Raw genomic sequence first — 18,138 nt, forward strand, 5'->3', positions numbered from 1 at the left:
AAGGGGCTGCGGGTGCAGAGCGAGAAGAAACTGACGGGGCTGGGGCTGCGAGCGGCGGACGGGCGCGACCCCGCGATCACGGGGATTTCGGTCGATTCGCGCCAGGTCCGCGACGGGCACCTGTTCGCCGCGCTGCCCGGATCGGCCACCCACGGGGGCGAGTTCATCCCCTTCGCGCTGCGCCAGGGCGCGGCGGCGATCCTGACCGACCGCGAGGGCGCGGCGCTCGCCGCCGAGGCGCTGGCGGGATCGGACGCAGCACTGGTCGTGGCCGAGGATGCCCGCGCCGCGCTGGCCGGTGCGGCGGCGCTGTGGTTCGCCGCACAGCCCGAGACGGTGGTCGCGGTCACCGGCACCTCGGGCAAGACCTCGGTCACCAACTTCACCCGCCAGATCTGGCACGCGCTGGGCCACAAGGCGATCAGCCTCGGCACGATGGGGGTCGAGGGCGACTATTCCGCCCGCCTCGCCCACACCACGCCCGAGCCGGTGACGCTGCACCGGGTGCTGGCCGAGGCCGCGGCCGCCGGCGTCACCCATGCGGCGATGGAGGCCTCGTCCCACGGGCTCGACCAGCGCCGGCTGGACGGGGTGCGGGTCGCGGCGGGGGCGTTCACCAACTTCAGCCAGGACCACCTCGACTATCACAAGGATTTCGACAGCTATTTCGCCGCCAAGGCGCTGCTGTTCAGCCACATCCTCGAACCCGGCGCGGCGGCGGTGATCTGCACCGACGAGCCGCGCGGGCGCGAGGCCGAGGCCATCGCCCGCGCCCGCGGGCTGCGCGTCACCACCTATGGCCGCGGCGAGGACTGCGACCTGCGCATCCTCGGCCAGCGCTACGACGCCACCGGGCAGGAGCTGCGGTTCTCGCTGGCCGGGCAGGTCCACATGGTCCGGCTTGAGCTGATTGGCGGGTTCCAGGCCGAGAACGTGCTCTGCGCGGCGGGCCTGTGCCTCGCCACCGAGGCGGACCCGGCGCAGGTGCTGGCGGCGCTGCCGGGGCTGACCACGGTGCGCGGCCGGATGCAGCTGGCCGCGCAGCGCGACAACGGCGCGGCGGTCTTCGTGGACTACGCCCACAAGCCCGGCGCGGTGATCGCGGCGCTGCAATCGCTGCGCCCGCACGTCATGGGCCGCATCGTCGCGGTGATCGGCGCCGGCGGCGACCGCGACCGCGGCAAGCGCCCGCTGATGGGCGAGGCCGCGCGGCAGTTCGCGGACGTGGTCTATGTCACCGACGACAACCCCCGGACCGAGGACCCGGCTGCGATCCGCGCGGAGGTCATGGCCGGCGCCGGCCCCGAGGCGACCGAGGTCGGCGACCGGGCCGAGGCGATCCTGCGCGCCGTGGACGGGCTGGAACCCGGCGACGCCGCGCTGATCTGCGGCAAGGGCCACGAGACGGGGCAGATCGTGGGCAGCGACGTGTTCCCCTTCGACGACGCCGAGCAGGCCTCGGTCGCCGTCGCGGCACTGGATGGCAAGCTGTGAGCCTCTGGACCGCAGCCGAGGCCGCCGCCGCCACCGGCGGCCGGGCGACGACCGATTGGGTGGCCGAGGGTCTCTCGATCGACACCCGCACGATCCGCCCGGGCGATCTGTTCGTGGCCCTGAAGGACGCCCGCGACGGGCATGACTTCGTGGCCCAGGCGCTTGAGAAGGGCGCGGCCGCGGCGCTCGTCAGCCGCATCCCCGAGGGGGTGGCCGAGGACGCGCCGCTGCTGGTCGTGGCCGACGTCGTGCCGGCGCTCGAGGCGCTGGGCCGGGCGGCGCGGGCGCGGAGCCGGGCGCGGGTGCTCGCCATCACCGGCTCGGTCGGCAAGACCTCGACCAAGGACATGGCCGCCGCGGCGCTGGCCCCGCAGGGCCGCGTCCACGCCGCCGAGGCGAGCCTCAACAACCACTGGGGCGTGCCGCTGACGCTGGCGCGGATGCCGGCCGACACCGATTTCGCCATTCTCGAACTGGGGATGAACCACCCCGGCGAGATCGCGCCCCTCGCCCGCATGGCCCGCCCGCACGTGGCGATGATCACCACCGTCGCGCCCGCGCACATGGAGGCGTTCGGCAGCCTCGACGGCATCGCCGTGGAAAAGGCGTCCATCTTCGAGGGGCTCGAGCCCGCGGGCCACGCCATCCTGCCCGAGGATCTGGGCGTGACCGGGATCCTGCGGGACGCCGCCGACCGGGCCGGCGCCATCGTCGTGGGCTTCGGTCGCGACGGCATGGCCAAGCCCGTCAGCGCCAAGGCTGCGGACGGCGTGACGCAGGTGCGGGCGCGGGTGCTGGGCGAGACGCTCGATTTCACCCTCGCCACCGTCGGGGCGCATTTCGTGATGAACGCGGTTGGCGTCCTCGCCGCCGTCACCGCGCTCGGCGCCGATCCGCGCCGCGCGGCCGAGGGGCTGGCCGACTGGCGCCCCTACAAGGGTCGCGGCGGGGTCGAGCGGATCGGCGAAATCACGCTGATCGACGACAGCTACAACGCCAACCCGGCGAGCCTCGCCGCCGGTCTCGCCACCCTCGCGGGGATGCCGCCGGGCCGCCGGGTGGCGATCCTCGGCGACATGCTCGAACTCGGGGCCGACGAGCTGACGCTGCACGCCGCCATCGCGGATTACCCGCAATTGCAAGAGGTTGCGCTGGTCCATGCCTGCGGCCCGCGGATGCGGGCGCTGATGGACGCGCTGCCCGCCGACCGGCGCGGGCTCTGGTCCGAGGACGCCGCCGGGCTGATCGCCCGCGTGGACGAGCTGACCCGGCCGGGCGACGTGGTGTTCGTCAAGGGCTCCAAGGGGTCGCGGGTGGCAAGCGTGGTTGACGCGCTGCGCAAATCCCGGCAGAGCGCGCCCCCGGACCGCCCGGGCGACGGCGCGCCCGACGCCCCGCCGCCCGACCCGGCCGCGATCCCGACCCGACGCTGAACTGACCCGCCCGACCTGACCGAAGGAATCCCGATGCTCTACTGGCTTGCCACCCTGTCCCCGGACGGCGCCGGAGGGGTGTTCAACCTGTTCCGCTACATCACCTTCCGGGCCGGGGCGGCGTTCTTCACCGCGCTCATCTTCGGGTTCATCTTCGGCCGGCCGCTGATCGACTTTCTGCGCGTCAAGCAGAAGAAGGGCCAGCCGCTGCGCGAGATCGGGCCGGACCACTTCGCCAAGGCGGGGACGCCCACGATGGGCGGCATCCTGATCCTGTCGGCGCTGTTCGTCTCGACCCTGCTCTGGGCGCGGCTCGACAACGGCTACATCTGGATCGTCCTGCTGGTCACCGCGGCCTTCGCCGCGATCGGCTTTGCCGACGACTACGCCAAGGTCACCAAGCAGCACCACGCCGGGGTCTCGGGCCGGGTGCGGATGGGGATCGGGCTGGCGGTCGGCGCGCTCGCCGGCCTCGCGGCGGCGGCGCTGCACCCGGACGCGCTCTCGGGGCAACTGGCGCTGCCGTTCTTCAAGAACGCGCTCATCAACCTCGGGGTTTTCTTCGTCCCCTTCGCCATGCTGGTGATCGTCGGGGCCGCGAACGCGGTCAACCTCACCGACGGGCTGGACGGGCTGGCCATCGGCCCGGTGATGATTGCCGCCGCGACCTTCGGCATCATCTCGTATCTCGTCGGCAACGCCGTCTTCGCCAACTACCTCGGCGTCCACTTCGTCCCCGGCACCGGCGAGATCGCCGTCTTCGTCGCGGCGCTGATCGGCGGGGGCCTCGGCTTCCTGTGGTACAACGCCCCGCCCGCGGCCGTGTTCATGGGCGACACCGGCAGCCTCGCGCTCGGCGGCGCGCTGGGCGCGATCGCGGTCTGCATCAAGCACGAGATCGTGCTGGCCATCGTCGGCGGCCTGTTCGTGGTCGAGGCGCTGTCGGTCATCATCCAGGTGCTCTACTTCAAGCGCACCGGGCGCCGGGTGTTCCTGATGGCGCCGATCCACCACCACTTCGAGAAAAAGGGCTGGGCCGAGCCGCAGATCGTGATCCGGTTCTGGATCATCGCGGTGATCCTTGCTCTGATCGGTCTGGCCACGCTCAAACTCAGATGACCCAGGACCAGACGCTGATCTTCGCCATTCTCGCCGGGACGATCGGCCTGTTCCTGTGGGGCCGGCTGCGTCACGACCTGGTGGCGCTGATCGCGCTGGTGGCGGTGGTGCTGGCCGGGCTCGTCCCGGGGCGCGAGGCGTTTGCCGGGTTCAGCCAGCCCGCGGTGATCACCGTGGCCTGCGTGCTGATCCTCAGCCGCGCGCTGCAGACCACCGGGGCGGTCGACGTGCTGGCGCGGCGGGTGCTGCCGCAGCAGGGGGGCGTGACCGTCTCGCTGCTGGCGCTGCTGTCGCTGGGCGCGCTGCTGTCGGCCTTCATGAACAACGTGGGCGCCATGGCGCTGCTGATGCCGGTCGCGGTGCGGCTGGCCCACCGCCACGACCGGGCACCGGGGCAGGTGCTCATGCCGCTGGCCTTCGCCACCATGCTGGGCGGGATGACGACGCTGATCGGCACGCCCCCGAACCTCATCGTCTCGGGCCTGCGGGCCGAGGCGGGGCTCGGCCCCTACCGGATGTTCGACTTTGCGCCGGTGGGGGTCGCCGTGGCCGTGACCGGGGTGGTGGCGCTCGCGCTCTTCATCTGGCGGCTGGTGCCGGCGCGCCCCGCCGCGGGCGACGCCTTCGCCGTCGGCAGCTACCTGACCGAGCTGCGCGTCTCGGAAGGCTCTGCCGCCGCCCGCATGACCCTGCACGAGGCGGAGACCGAGTTCGCCAAGGAGGGCGCGCAGATCACCGGCCTCGTCCGCGGCGAGGTCCACCTGACCGCGCCGCGCGGCTCGCGCAACATCCACGCCGGCGACATCCTGATCGTCGAGGGCGACGTCACCGCGCTGGGCGACGTGCTCGCCCGCCTCGGCCTCGCCCTCGAGCCGCGCGACGCCGCGGCGCGCGAGGCGGCCGAAGCGGCAGAGGCCGCCGAGGCAGCCGAGGCGGCCGGCGACGAGGCCACCGAGGCCGCGGTCGAGGAAACCGCCCGGCCCGTCGCGGCGCTGGCCGCGCCGGCCTCGGACATCCAGATCCGCGAGTTCGTGGTGCTGCCCGGCTCGGACATCGTGGGCCGCTCGGCCATGGGGCTGGCGCTGCGCACGCGGCTGGGGGTGAACCTGCTCGCCCTCGGCCGCGAGGGGCGCCGCCAGACCTCGCGCCTGCGCGACACGCCGCTGGCCTCGGGCGACCTGCTGCTGGTGCAGGGACCGACCGAGGCGCTCACGCATTTCGGGGCCGAGCACGGGATCGTCCCGCTGGCCGAGCGCGGGCTGACGCTGCCCGACCGGCGGCGGGCGCTGGCGGCGGCCGGGTTCATGGCGCTGGGCGTGGGGCTCGCGGGGTTCGGCGTGCTGCCGACGGCGGTCGCGTTCCTGATCGCGGTGCTGGGGGTCATCATCACCGGGGCGCTGCCGCTGCGGATGATGTACGATTCGATCGACTGGCCGGTGATCGTGCTGCTCGGGGCGCTGATGCCGGTCGCCGCGGCGCTCGAGGCCACGGGCGGGGCCGAGCTGATCGCCCGCACCCTCGTCGGCAGCCTCGCCGACGGACGCCCGCTGCTGGCGCTGGGGCTGGTGCTGGTGGTCACGATGGTGCTGTCGGACGTGATGAACAACGCCGCCACCGCAGCGGTGATGACGCCCATCGCGCTCGGCATCGCCGACGTGCTGGGCGCGAACCCCGACAGCTTCCTCATGGCCGTCGCCATCGGCGCCTCCTGCGCCTTCCTCACGCCCATCGGGCACCAGAACAACACCCTGATCCTCGGTCCCGGCGGCTTCCGCTTCGGCGACTACTGGAAACCGGGGCTGGTGATCGAGGTGGTGGTGGCGGCCGTCTCCCTCCTCCTCCTGCCGATCGTGTGGCCGCTATGATCCCTGTGCTTGGTGTCGAGAACCAGACCATCGCCGTGCTGGGGCTCGGCCGCTCGGGCCGCGCCACGGCCGCGGCGCTCGCCGCCGGGGGCGCGCGCGTCGTGGCCTGGGACGACAGCGCCGAGACCCGCGCGAGCGCCGAGGCCGAGGGGCTCGCACTCGTGGACCTGACCCGCGACGCGGGCTGGACCGAGGGGCGGATCGACGCGCTCATCACCTCGCCCGGGATCCCGCATCTCTACCCCGCGCCGCACCCGGCCATCGCCCAGGCGCTGGCCCGCGGGGTGCCGGTGGACAATGACATCGGCCTGTTCTTCCGCAGCTTCGCCGCGGACGGGTGGGAGGCGTTCGACACCCCCCCGCGGGTGATCTGCGTCACCGGCTCAAACGGCAAGTCGACCACGACGGCGCTGATCCACCACATCCTCGACCGCGCCGGCCGGCCGACCCAGATGGGCGGCAACATCGGCACCGGGGTGCTGTCGCTCGACCCGCCGGTGGATGGCGAGGTCGTCGTGCTCGAGCTGTCGTCCTATCAGACCGACCTCGCGCGGGCGCTGACCCCGGACGTGGCGGTGTTCACCAATCTCTCGCCCGACCACATGGACCGCCACGGCGGCATGGGCGGGTATTTCGCCGCCAAGCGGCGGCTCTTTGCCGAGGGCGGGCCGGACCGCTGCGTGATCGGCGTGGACGAGCCCGAGGGGCGCTATCTGGCAGGCCAGATGGGGCAGGGGCCGCAGGACGACCGGGTGATCCGCGTCTCGGTCGAGGGCAAGCTCGAGGGCTTCGGCTGGGCGGTGACAGCCCGCAAGGGGTTCCTGTCCGAGTGGCGCAAGGGCCGGCAGGTGGCCTCGATCGACCTGCGGGCCGTGACCGGGCTGCCGGGCGCCCACAACCACCAGAACGCCTGCGCGGCCTATGCCGCCTGCCGCGCCGTGGGCCTCGCCCCGCGCGAGATCGAGGCGGCGTTCCACGACTTCGCAGGCCTTCCGCACCGCAGCCAGACGGTGGCGACGCTGGGCGGGGTGCGCTGGGTCAACGATTCCAAGGCGACCAACGTCGACAGCGCCGAAAAGGCGCTGCTGGCGTTCGAGAACATCCGCTGGATCGTCGGCGGGCTGGGGAAAGAGGGCGGCATCGCCAGCCTCGCGCCGCTGTTCGGACGGGTGCGCAAGGCCTATCTCATCGGCCATTCGGCGCGCGACTTCGCGCTGCAGCTCGGCGCGACCCCGCACGAGGTCGTCGAGACGATGGAGGCCGCCGTCGCCCGCGCCCACGCCGAGGCCGAGCCGGGCGACACGGTGCTGCTCGCCCCCGCCTCGGCGAGCTTCGACCAGTACCCGAATTTCGAGAAACGCGGCGAGCATTTCACTGCGCTGGTGAACGCGCTGCCGCGCTGAGGGGCCGCGTCGCAGGGGGGCTGTCTGCCCCCGGGCGCGTGCGCGACTCCCCCCGAGGATAATCTGAACCGCCTGAGTCCGCCGTCCTCGGGGTTGGCCTCGGGCTGGATGAAAATATCCCGGGTGTCCGGGGGCTGGCCCCCGGTCCGGCGCCGATCGTCCCCGCGCGCCAATCGGCTGTAGCGCGGACGGGCCAACCGCGCTATCCTGCCTCGCAGACCCGGGGGCACATCCGGGCGAGGGCAGAGGCAGTGACGGCGGTAGTCCCATGACCGAGATGGTCTTTGGCGCCACACCCGCGCGGGTGGGCGATCCGATTCTTCCCCGCTGGTGGCGCACGGTGGACCGATGGTCGCTCGGCTTCGTGCTGGCGCTGTTCGGGGTCGGGCTCTTGCTCGGCCTCGCCGCGTCGGTGCCGCTGGCCGAGCGTAACGGGCTGCCGCAGTTCTACTATGTCACAAGGCAGGCGGTCTTCGGCGGCATCGGCATCGCGGTGATGCTGGTCATCTCGATGATGTCGCCGGTGCAGGTGCGGCGCTTCGGGGTGGTGCTCTTCGCGGGCGCGTTCCTCACCGTCGTCGCGCTGCCCTTCATCGGCACCGACTTCGGCAAGGGGGCCACGCGCTGGCTCAGCCTCGGCTTCGCCTCGGTCCAGCCGTCCGAGTTCCTCAAACCCGGCTTCATCGCCCTCTGCGCGTGGTTCATGGCCTCGGCGCAGACGGTGGGCGGGCCGCCGGGGCGGCTCTACTCCTTCTTCATCCTCGCCATCGTGGTGCTGCTGCTCGCGCTGCAGCCCGACTTCGGCCAGGCCTCGCTGATCCTCTTCGCCTGGCTGGTGATGTATTTCGTCTCGGGCGCGCCGGTCACGCTGATCGCGGGGATCATCGCGCTGGCCGCCGGCGCAGGCTCGTTCGCCTATGCCAACAGCGAGCATTTCGCCCGCCGCATCAACGGCTTCCTGTCGGCCGAGGTCGATCCGCGGACCCAGATCGGCTACGCCACCAACGCCATCCAGGAGGGCGGGTTCTTCGGCGTCGGCGTCGGCGAGGGCTCGGTCAAGTGGTCGCTGCCCGACGCCCACACCGACTTCATCATCGCGGTGGCGGCCGAGGAATACGGCTTCGTCATGGTGATGCTCATCATCGCGCTCTACTGCGCGATCGTGGTCCGCTCGCTCTGGAGGCTGCTGGCCGAGCGCGACCCGTTCGCGCGCATCGCCGGCACCGGGCTCGCCTGCGCCTTCGGCGTGCAGGCGCTGATCAACATGGGGGTGGCGGTGCGGCTCTTGCCGGCGAAGGGCATGACGCTGCCCTTCGTCAGCTACGGCGGCTCGTCGGTGATCGCCTCGGGGATCACGCTGGGGATGCTGCTCGCGCTGACCCGCAGGCGGCCGCAGAACCTGATCGCCGACGTGCTGGGGCGCGCCGGGCGATGAGCGAGGCGGCAGACGGCAGGGGCAGGCTGGCGCTGATCGCGGCCGGCGGCACCGGCGGGCACATGTTCCCGGCCCAGGCGCTGGCCGAGCGGCTGCTCGAGGCGGGCTGGCGCGTGGTCCTGTCCACCGATGACCGCGGCGCGCGCTACGCGGGCGGCTTCCCGACGGCGGTCGAGCGGCGGATCGTCCGCTCGGCCACCACGGCGCGGGGCGGGGCGCTCGGCAAGCTCACCGCGCCGGCGGTGGTGGGGCAGGGGGTGGGTGCTGCCCTCCTCCAGATGCGGCGCGACCGGCCGGCGGTGGTGGTGGGCTTCGGCGGCTACCCGACCATCCCGGCACTGAGCGCCGCGGTCGCGCTGGGCATCCCGCGCATGATCCACGAACAGAACGGGGTGATGGGCCGCGTGAACCGGCTGTTCGCCTCCCGCGTCCAGCGCGTCGCCTGCGGCACCTGGCCCACCGACCTGCCGAGGGGCGTCACCGGCATCCACACCGGCAACCCGGTCCGCCGCGCGGTGCTGGACCGCGCCGGAACCGCCTACCGCCCCCCGAACGGCGAGGGGGCGCTGAACCTCGTCGTCATCGGCGGCAGCCAAGGGGCGCGGGTGCTCTCGGCCACCGTGCCCGCCGCCGTTGCCGGCCTGCCCGAGGCCCTGCGCGCCCGCCTGCGGGTCAGCCACCAGGCCCGGGCCGAGGATGCCGAGGCGGTCGTCGCCGCCTACGTCGCCGCGGGAATCGCGGCCGAGGTGCAGCCGTTCTTCACCGACGTCCCCGAACGGCTCGCCGCCGCGCAGGCGGTGGTCAGCCGCGCGGGCGCCTCGTCCATCGCCGACATCACGGTGATCGGCCGGCCGGCGATCCTGATCCCCTATGCCGCCGCCACCGGCGATCACCAGACCGCCAATGCGCGGGCTCTTGCCGAAACCGGCGCCGCGATCCTTCTGCCCGAATCCGTGCTGGACGCGGACAGCCTGACGCGCGATCTGCGCGAGATCCTGTCGGACCCGGCGCGCGCCGCGCAGATGGCCGACACCGCCCTTTCGCTGGGCCGGCCCGACGCCGCCGCCCGACTGCATGACCTCGTGGAGGACCTTGCCGCATGAATGCTGCCACCAAACTGCCGGGCGAACTCGGCCCCATCCATTTCGTCGGCATCGGCGGCATCGGCATGTCCGGCATCGCCGAGGTGTTGATGACGCTGGGCTATGCCGTGCAGGGGTCGGACGCGAAGCGGTCGAAGATCACCGACCGGCTGGAAAAGCTGGGGGCGACCGTGTTCGAGGGCCAGCGGGCCGAGAACCTGGGCGAGGCCGGGGTGGTCGTCATCTCGACCGCCATCAAGAAGGGCAACCCCGAGCTGGAAGAGGCGCGCCGCCGCGGCCTGCCGGTCGTCCGCCGGGCCGAGATGCTGGCCGAGCTGATGCGGCTCAAGTCCAACATCGCCATCGCCGGCACCCACGGCAAGACGACCACCACGACGATGGTGGCGACGCTGCTCGACGCGGGCGGGTTCGACCCTACGGTCATCAACGGCGGGGTGATCCACGCCTACGGCTCGAACGCCCGCGCCGGCGCCGGCGAGTGGATGGTGGTCGAGGCCGACGAAAGCGACGGCAGCTTCAACCGCCTGCCCGCGACCATCGCCATCGTGACCAACATCGACCCCGAGCACATGGAGCACTGGGGCAGCTTCGACGCGCTGCGCAAGGGCTTCACCGACTTCGTGTCCAACATCCCCTTCTACGGGCTCGCGGTCTGCTGCACCGATCACCCCGAGGTGCAGAGCCTCGTCGGCCGCGTCACCGACCGGCGCGTCGTGACCTTCGGCTTCAATGCCCAGGCCGACGTGCGGGCGCTGAACCTGCGCTACGAGAACGGCGTCGCGCATTTCGACGTGGCGCTGCAGGGCGAGGCGGTGCTGAACGACGGCGAGGTGCCGGTGATCGAGGGCTGCACCCTGCCGATGCCGGGCGACCACAACGTCTCGAACGCGCTCTCGGCGGTGGCGGTGGCGCGGCACCTCGGGATGAAGCGGGCCGAGATCCGCGAGGCGCTGGCCAAGTTCGGCGGCGTCGGGCGGCGCTTCACCAAGGTGGGCGAGGTCGGCGGCGTCACCATCATCGACGACTACGGCCACCACCCGGTCGAGATCGCGGCCGTGCTCAAGGCCGCGCGGCAGGCGACGCAGGGCCGGGTGATCGCGGTCCACCAGCCGCACCGCTATTCGCGGCTCTCGAATCTCTTCGACGACTTCTGCACCTGCTTCAACGAGGCCGACGTAGTCGCCATCGCCGAGGTCTATTCGGCGGGCGAAGACCCGATTCCGGGCGCGAGCCGCGACGATCTGGTGGCCGGGCTGATCGCCCACGGCCACCGCCACGCCCGCGCGGTGATGGACGAGGACGACCTCGCCCGGCTGGTGCGCGAGCAGGCGCGGCCCGGCGACATGGTCGTGTGCCTCGGCGCCGGCACCATCTCGGCCTGGGCCAACGCGCTGCCCGAGCGGCTGACGGCGCGGGCCGCCTGAGCGGGGCGGGGCGGTGTTCGCCGACTACGCGCTGGCCGCGGCGCTGGCCGGGACGCTGCCGGGGCTGGCGGCGTGGCTCGCCGCCCGGCGCTGGGGCCTCGCCGGGGTGCTGGGCGCGCTGGCGCTCTGCGCGGTCGTGGCGCTGGTCGGCTGGCCGCTGACGCGCGAGGTCCGCAGCGGCGACGCCCAGACGCGGCAGGCGGCGCTGATCTTCCTCGTCGCTGTGCCGGGCGTCGTCTCGCTGATCCTCGGCGCCGTCGCCGGGTTCTGGACCGCCCACCGCCGCCGGATCGGCTGAGGCGCCAGCTTTCCCCAAACCCTTTCTTTCTTGACCAAATATCCTCGGGGGGAGGGCGCCCGCACGGGCGCCCCGGGGGCAGACAGCCCCCCGCGCCGACCCCGCCCGCCCGCGAGGCGCTTGTCACCGCGCCCCGCCTCGCCTACCCCCGGACCGAGAGCCAGTCCCCGCGAGGCCCCCGCCATGACCCTCATCCCCACCCCCCGCGGCACGTTGACCGCCGACCGCCCGCTCGCCGACCTGACCTGGCTGCGCGTCGGGGGGCCGGCCGACTGGCTGTTCCAGCCTGCCGACCGCGACGACCTGGCCGCGTTCCTCGCCGCGCTGCCCGCCGAGGTGCCGGTCTTCCCGATGGGCGTCGGGTCGAACCTCATCGTCCGCGACGGCGGCATCCGCGGCGTGGTGATCCGCCTCGGCCGCGGATTCAACGACGTCACCATCGAGGGCGACCGCGTGATCGCAGGCGCCGCCGCCCTCGACGCCCATGTGGCGCGCCGCGCGGCCGAGGCGGGGCGCGACCTGACCTTCCTGCGGACCATCCCCGGCAGCATCGGCGGGGCGATCCGCATGAACGCGGGCTGCTATGGCAGCTACATCGCCGACCACCTGATCGAGGCCGAGGTCGTGGCCCGCGACGGCGCGGTGCTGACGCTCACCCCCGACGAGCTGCAGTTCGACTATCGCCACAGCCACCTGCCCGAGGGCTGGGTCCTGACCCGCGCCAGCTTCCGCGCCGAGGCGGGCGACCCGGCTGCGCTGGTCGCGCGGATGCAGGACCAGCTTGCCCGCCGCGACGCGACCCAGCCCACGCGCGACCGCAGCGCCGGCTCGACCTTCCGCAACCCGGCCGGGTTCAGCTCGACGGGTCGGGCCGACGACGTCCACGACCTCAAGGCGTGGAAGCTGATCGAAGAGGCGGGGCTGCGCGGCCACCGACTCGGCGGCGCGCAGATGAGTGAGAAGCACCCCAATTTCCTGATCAACACCGGCGACGCCTCGGCGGCGGAGCTTGAGGCGCTGGGCGAACTGGTGCGGGCGCGGGTGCGCGCGATGGCCGGGCTCGACCTCACGTGGGAGGTCATCCGCGTGGGCGAGCCGGCCGACTCGGAGGCGCCCGCCGCCTGAGGCGCCGCGCGCTGGCGGGGCGCGCGGGGCGATTGGGCGCTGAGGTTCGGGACAGGCTCGTGAGAGCGTCACCGACGACCCCCCGGCCCTGAAGCCAACGCGAGCCTCACCCCGCCCCGCAGTCCCGCGCCGAGGGGCGACAATCTGCCTCTCACCCGCGCGTTGCGACGGAAAGACCCTTTTCCCGCGCACGGGCTTGTGAGTATCATGCCGGGCAAGGCCGACACCCCCGCGAAGGGGGCGCGGTCGGGGCAACGTCCCCGGAAAACCAGTCCCGGACAACCGGGCGAAAGGCAGATGTGGCGGGCAGGTCGAGCAGGACAGCCCACACCGTAGCGGTCCTGATGGGCGGCCCCTCGGCAGAGCACGAGGTGTCGCTGTCCACGGGGCGCGAATGCGCCGAGGCGCTGCGGGTGGCGGGATTTGAGGTGGTCGAGGTCACGCTCGGCCGCGGCGATGCGGCTGGCGCGTCGGTCGCCGGACCGGGCGACCGGGGCGGGGCCGAACTGGCCCGGCAGCTCTCCGAGCGGCGCCCCGACGTGGTCTTCAACGCGCTCCACGGCCGCTACGGCGAGGATGGCTGCGTGCAGGGGCTGCTCGAATGGCTCGGGCTGCCCTACACCCATTCCGGCGTGCTCGCCTCGGCCCTGGCGATGGACAAGACCCGCGCCAAGCACGCCTTCCGCGAGGCCGGGCTGCCGATCGTGGCCAGCGTCATCGCCGACCGCGACGACGTGCGCGCGGGCCACGTCATGCCGCCCCCCTATGTGGTCAAGCCGAACGACGAAGGCTCGTCGGTCGGCGTCTATATCGTGCACGAGGGCGACCCGGCCCCGGCGCTCTCGGACGCCATGCCCGCGCGGGTGATGGTCGAGGCCTATGCGCCGGGGCGCGAGATGACCACCACGGTCATGGGCGACCGGGCGCTGGCGGTGACCGAGATCGTCACCGACGGCTGGTACGACTACGACGCGAAATACGCCGAGGGCGGCTCGCGCCACGTCATCCCGGCGGCGATCCCGGCCGAGATCACCGCGGCCTGCCTCGACTACGCGCTGCGCGCACACCGGGCGCTTGGCTGCCGCGGGCTCTCGCGCACCGACTTCCGCTGGGACGAATCGCGCGGCGTGGACGGTCTGGTGCTGCTTGAGACGAACACCCAGCCGGGGATGACGCCGACCTCGCTCGCCCCCGAGCAGGCCGCCCATGCGGGCATCGCCTTCCCCGATCTGTGCCGCTGGATGGTGGAGGACGCGCTGTGCAGGGACTGACCCGCCCCGGACCGATGGGCGAGGCTGCCGCCCGCCCGGCCCCCGCCCGGCGCGCCGGCGCCCGCCCCCAGCCCTCCCGCGCCCCGCGGCGTGAGCCGGGGCCGTCGCGGCTGGCTTATCGTCTCAACCGGATGTGGCTCACGCCGCTCTACCGCCGCCTGCTGCGGGTGGGGCTGCCGGCGTTCCTGATCTGCATGATCGGCGGGCTCTACCTCGCCGACGACACCCGCCGGGCGAATCTCTCGGGCGGGCTCACCGCGATGGTCGAGAAGATCCAGTCGCGCGAGGCCTTCATGGTCCACCGGATGGAGATCGAGGGCGCCTCGCCCGCGGTCGACAAGGGGCTGCGCGCCATGCTGCCGGTAACGCTGCCGGCGTCGAGCTTCGACATCGACCTGCCGAAGCTCAGGATGCAGATCCAGATGCTCGACGCGGTCGAGCACGTCGACCTGCGCATCCAGCCGGGCGGCATCCTGTCGGCGGTGGTGACCGAGCGGACGCCCGTGGTCCTCTGGCGCCACGCCCGCGGGATCGAGCTTCTGGACAAGACCGGGCACCGCGTCGCCTCGGTCACCTCGCGCGACCTGCGCCGCGACCTGCCGGTGATCGCCGGTGAGGGGGCCGGGGCGCGGGCGCCCGAGGCCCTGGCGCTGATCGACGCCGCGGGGCCCATCCTGCCGCGGCTGCGCGGGCTTGAGCGGATGGGCGAGCGGCGCTGGGACGTCGTGCTCGACCGCGGGCAGCGGATCATGCTGCCGACCGAAAACCCGCTGCCCGCGCTCGAGGCGGCGCTGGCGATGGAGAAGGCCGACGGGCTTCTGTCCCGCGACGTGGTGGCGGTCGACCTGCGCGACCCGGCCCGCCCGGTGCTGCGGATGGGGCTGACGGCGCAGAACACCGTTCGCCGCGCGCTGGGGATGAACCCGCTCGGCCCCGACGGGGTCGAGATCGAGCCCGAGGAGGGCGCCCGCGTCGGCGCCGCGGCCCCGGCCGGGACCGGCAAGGGCAAGGCGGCGACGGCGGCCAAGGGGCCGGCGAAGGGCAAGGCCACCACCAAGGCCAAGGCCTCGGGCGGCAAGACCGGCAAGGCGGCCGCCGCGCCGGCGCCGAAGGGGCGCGGCTGAGGACAGGCGGCGGCCCCGGTACAAGGGGCCTCGCCGAGAGAGAGAACCGAGGGGCAGGGAGGAACAGGGATGCGCGATCTTTACGAAGCCCAGCGGGCGATGCGGCAGATGCGGCGGCAGGCGATGGCGCGCGGCGTGCTGGCCGTGCTCGACATCGGCACCTCGAAGATCACCTGCATCATCCTGCAGTTCGACGGCCCCGGCCAGTTCCGCGAGACCGACGGCGTCGGCCCGATGGCCGGGCAGTCCTCGTTCCGCGTCATCGGCCAGTTCACCACCCAGTCGCGCGGCGTCCGCTACGGCGAGATCGAGACGATGGCCGAGACCGAGCGCTGCGTCCGCCACGCCGTGTCCGCGGCGCAGAAACAGGCGGGCGTGCGGGTCGATCACGTCATCGCCACGCTGTCGGGCGGGCGCCCTTCGTCCTACGGGCTGGCGGGCGAGATTGCGCTCAAGTCCGGCAAGGTGACCGAGCCGGACGTGGGCGCGGCCATCGCCGCCTGCGACGCGCCCGATTTCGGCCGCAACCGCGAGGTGCTGCACGCCCAGCCGGTCAACTTCGCCGTGGACGCGCGCTCGGGCCTGTCGGACCCCCGCGACATCGTGGGCAACCGGCTGGCGGTGGACATGCACGTGCTGACGCTGGACGGCTCGACGGCCTCGAACCTCGTCCACTGCATCCGCCGCTGCGACCTGGAACTCGCGGGCGTGGGATCGGCCGCCTATGCCGCCGGCCGCGCGGCGCTGGTGGAGGACGAGCAGGAACTCGGCGCCGCCTGCATCGACATGGGCGGCGGCGTCACCGGCGTGTCGCTGTTTCTCAAGAAGCACATGATCTTTGCCGACGCGGTGCGGATGGGCGGCGATCTGGTGACGCGCGACATCAGCCAGGGGCTGCGAGTGCCGATGGCGACGGCGGAATGGCTCAAGACCCGGCACGGCGGGCTCGAGGCCACGGGCCGCGACGACCGCGAGATGATCGACGTGACCAACGTGCCGGGGGCGGGCATGGCCGAGGACTGGAACGGCGAGCGCCGGTCCGTCAGCCGCGCCGACCTGATCGGGATCATGCGCCCGCGGGTCGAAGAGATCCTCGACGAGGTCCGGGGCGTGCTGGATGCCGCGGGATTCGACCAGATGCCCTCGCGGCAGGTGGTGCTGACCGGGGGCGCGAGCCAGATCCCCGGGCTCGACACGCTGGCCGCGCGCATCCTTGGACAGAACGTCCGGGTGGGGCGGCCGCTGCGCATCCACGGGCTGGCGCAGCAGCACACCGCGCCCTGCCACGCGGCGACGGTCGGCCTCGCGCTGCACGCGGCCAACCCGCAGGACGAGTGGTGGGACTTCGAGATGCCGGTGGAGCGGGGCGGGGTGACGGGCCTCAAGCGGGCCTATCGCTGGTTCCGCAACAACTGGTGACCGCAACCGGTGACCGCCCGGCCGCCCTGAACCACCACGGTTAGGGGTTTCGGCAACATACCGCTGATCGACCGGGCCGGGCACGGCATATTTTGTGGATATCTGCGGATTTCCCCATGACGCTTGGCGCGAATCTGGCTAGGCTGCACGGGGATACAGGGGATTCGACCGGGCGCCCAACGACCCGGCAACCAGAAACGGAAGGGCAGGCGGCGATGAATCTGAACCTGATGATGACCGACGACCAGGAGCTGCGTCCGCGCATCACCGTCTTCGGTGTCGGCGGCGCGGGCGGCAACGCGGTCAACAACATGATCGAGAAGCGGCTCGACGGGGTCGAGTTCGTGGTGGCCAACACCGACGCGCAGGCGCTGGCGCAAAGCCGCGCCGAAAGCCGCGTCCAGCTTGGGCCCAAGGTGACCGAGGGGCTGGGCGCGGGCGCCAAGCCCTCGATCGGCGCCAAGGCCGCCGAAGAGACCATCGAGGATATCGTCGATCACCTGATGGGCGCGCACATGTGCTTCATCACCGCCGGCATGGGCGGCGGCACCGGCACCGGCGCCGCCCCGATCATCGCCCAGGCCGCGCGCGAGATGGGCATCCTGACCGTCGGCGTCGTGACCAAGCCCTTCCAGTTCGAGGGCTCGAAGCGGATGCGGCAGGCCGACGAGGGCGTCGAGGCGCTGCAGAAGGTCGTCGACACCCTGATCATCATCCCGAACCAGAACCTGTTCCGCATCGCCAACGAAAAGACCACCTTCACCGAGGCCTTCGCCATGGCCGACGACGTCCTCTACCAGGGCGTCAAGGGCGTGACCGACCTGATGGTGCGGCCGGGCCTGATCAACCTCGACTTCGCCGACGTGCGCGCGGTGATGGACGAGATGGGCAAGGCGATGATGGGCACCGGCGAGGCGACTGGCGACAACCGCGCCGTCGAGGCGGCCGAGAAGGCCATCGCCAACCCGCTGCTGGACGAGATCAGCCTCAACGGCGCCAAGGGCGTGCTCATCAACATCACCGGCGGCCACGACCTCACACTGTTCGAGATGGACGAGGCGGCCGAGAAGATCCGCGAGAAGGTCGACCCCGAGGCCAACATCATCGTCGGCTCGACGCTCGACCCCGAGCTCGAGGGCACGGTGCGGGTGTCGGTCGTGGCGACCGGCATCGACCTCGCTGCGGCAGCCGCCGCCGAGCCGCCGGCCCCGCGCCGCGGCCTGCGCGAGCCGCTGACCCAGCACCCGGCGGTGGCGCAGAAGCCCGCCACCAGCGCCGACGAGGATGACGCGGTGCCCGCCCGCCGCACCCCGGTCATCGAGGCGCCGGTCGCCCGCGCCCCGCTGGACGAGGCGCTGCCCGAGCCGGCCTATCGCCCCGCCGAGCCGCGCCCCGAGCCGCGTTATGACGCGCTGCGCGAGGAAGAGCGCGCCGAGAGCCGCGCCGAGACCCGGCCCGAGCCGCGCATCGACCCGCGCAGCTACGACCGCCGCCTGAGCGACGACCCGAGCGGCTACACCGCGCCGGTGCGCCCGCAGGGTGGCCGCGGCCAGCCCTCGGCCGAAGCCGCCGCCCGGATCGAGCGCATCCGCGCCCGCGCCGACGAGTCGCCGCGCCGCCCCGCC

At 72.9% G+C, this 18,138-nt stretch carries 14 protein-coding genes; all 14 read left to right on the forward strand.

Going from position 1 to position 18,138, the window contains the following annotated elements; genetic code table 11:
* Positions 1-6: 6 nt before the first annotated feature.
* On the forward strand, positions 7-1,494 hold the full coding sequence (locus ACFHYO_RS01200; RefSeq protein WP_394317774.1) for a UDP-N-acetylmuramoyl-L-alanyl-D-glutamate--2,6-diaminopimelate ligase: 1,488 nt from the start codon (positions 7-9) through the stop codon (positions 1,492-1,494).
* The gene (locus ACFHYO_RS01205; protein WP_394317757.1) at positions 1,491-2,927 is read left to right on the forward strand and encodes a UDP-N-acetylmuramoyl-tripeptide--D-alanyl-D-alanine ligase; all 1,437 of its coding nucleotides are present in this window, start codon (positions 1,491-1,493) and stop codon (positions 2,925-2,927) included. The genes ACFHYO_RS01200 and ACFHYO_RS01205 overlap by 4 nt, the downstream gene beginning before the upstream one ends.
* Before the next feature lie 33 nt (positions 2,928-2,960).
* Complete coding sequence (mraY, locus tag ACFHYO_RS01210; RefSeq protein ID WP_036710060.1) at positions 2,961-4,046, forward strand: phospho-N-acetylmuramoyl-pentapeptide-transferase; 1,086 nt, start codon at positions 2,961-2,963, stop codon at positions 4,044-4,046.
* On the forward strand, positions 4,043-5,911 hold the full coding sequence (locus ACFHYO_RS01215; protein WP_036701870.1) for an SLC13 family permease: 1,869 nt from the start codon (positions 4,043-4,045) through the stop codon (positions 5,909-5,911). Before mraY ends, ACFHYO_RS01215 begins: the two co-directional genes overlap by 4 nt.
* A complete protein-coding gene (murD, locus tag ACFHYO_RS01220; protein WP_168783284.1) occupies positions 5,908-7,314 on the forward strand; it encodes a UDP-N-acetylmuramoyl-L-alanine--D-glutamate ligase in 1,407 nt (468 codons plus the stop codon). Before ACFHYO_RS01215 ends, murD begins: the two co-directional genes overlap by 4 nt.
* A gap of 268 nt (positions 7,315-7,582) precedes the next feature.
* Positions 7,583-8,749, forward strand: coding sequence for a peptidoglycan glycosyltransferase FtsW (locus ACFHYO_RS01225; RefSeq protein ID WP_394317760.1), 1,167 nt, complete (start codon positions 7,583-7,585; stop codon positions 8,747-8,749).
* Entirely contained in the window at positions 8,746-9,852 is a 1,107-nt protein-coding gene (locus tag ACFHYO_RS01230) for a UDP-N-acetylglucosamine--N-acetylmuramyl-(pentapeptide) pyrophosphoryl-undecaprenol N-acetylglucosamine transferase (RefSeq protein ID WP_394317762.1), read from the forward strand. Before ACFHYO_RS01225 ends, ACFHYO_RS01230 begins: the two co-directional genes overlap by 4 nt.
* Entirely contained in the window at positions 9,849-11,276 is a 1,428-nt protein-coding gene (gene murC, locus ACFHYO_RS01235; RefSeq protein WP_043132225.1) for a UDP-N-acetylmuramate--L-alanine ligase, read from the forward strand. The genes ACFHYO_RS01230 and murC overlap by 4 nt, the downstream gene beginning before the upstream one ends.
* A gap of 13 nt (positions 11,277-11,289) precedes the next feature.
* Positions 11,290-11,574, forward strand: coding sequence for a hypothetical protein (locus ACFHYO_RS01240; RefSeq protein WP_036701897.1), 285 nt, complete (start codon positions 11,290-11,292; stop codon positions 11,572-11,574).
* Positions 11,575-11,757: 183 nt separating this feature from the next.
* A complete protein-coding gene (gene murB, locus ACFHYO_RS01245; protein WP_394317764.1) occupies positions 11,758-12,699 on the forward strand; it encodes a UDP-N-acetylmuramate dehydrogenase in 942 nt (313 codons plus the stop codon).
* Positions 12,700-13,043: 344 nt separating this feature from the next.
* Complete coding sequence (locus ACFHYO_RS01250) at positions 13,044-13,970, forward strand: D-alanine--D-alanine ligase (protein ID WP_394317766.1); 927 nt, start codon at positions 13,044-13,046, stop codon at positions 13,968-13,970.
* Entirely contained in the window at positions 13,958-15,094 is a 1,137-nt protein-coding gene (locus tag ACFHYO_RS01255) for a cell division protein FtsQ/DivIB (RefSeq protein WP_394317768.1), read from the forward strand. The genes ACFHYO_RS01250 and ACFHYO_RS01255 overlap by 13 nt, the downstream gene beginning before the upstream one ends.
* Before the next feature lie 69 nt (positions 15,095-15,163).
* Complete coding sequence (gene ftsA / locus ACFHYO_RS01260; protein WP_036708011.1) at positions 15,164-16,513, forward strand: cell division protein FtsA; 1,350 nt, start codon at positions 15,164-15,166, stop codon at positions 16,511-16,513.
* A 215-nt stretch (positions 16,514-16,728) separates the two neighbouring features.
* Positions 16,729-18,138, forward strand: a 1,410-nt coding sequence (gene ftsZ / locus ACFHYO_RS01265; RefSeq protein WP_394317770.1) for a cell division protein FtsZ, incomplete at its 3' end; no start/stop codon positions are given.

This window comes from Paracoccus panacisoli (genome assembly GCF_042435015.1).
GTDB classification, from domain to species: domain Bacteria; phylum Pseudomonadota; class Alphaproteobacteria; order Rhodobacterales; family Rhodobacteraceae; genus Paracoccus; species Paracoccus panacisoli.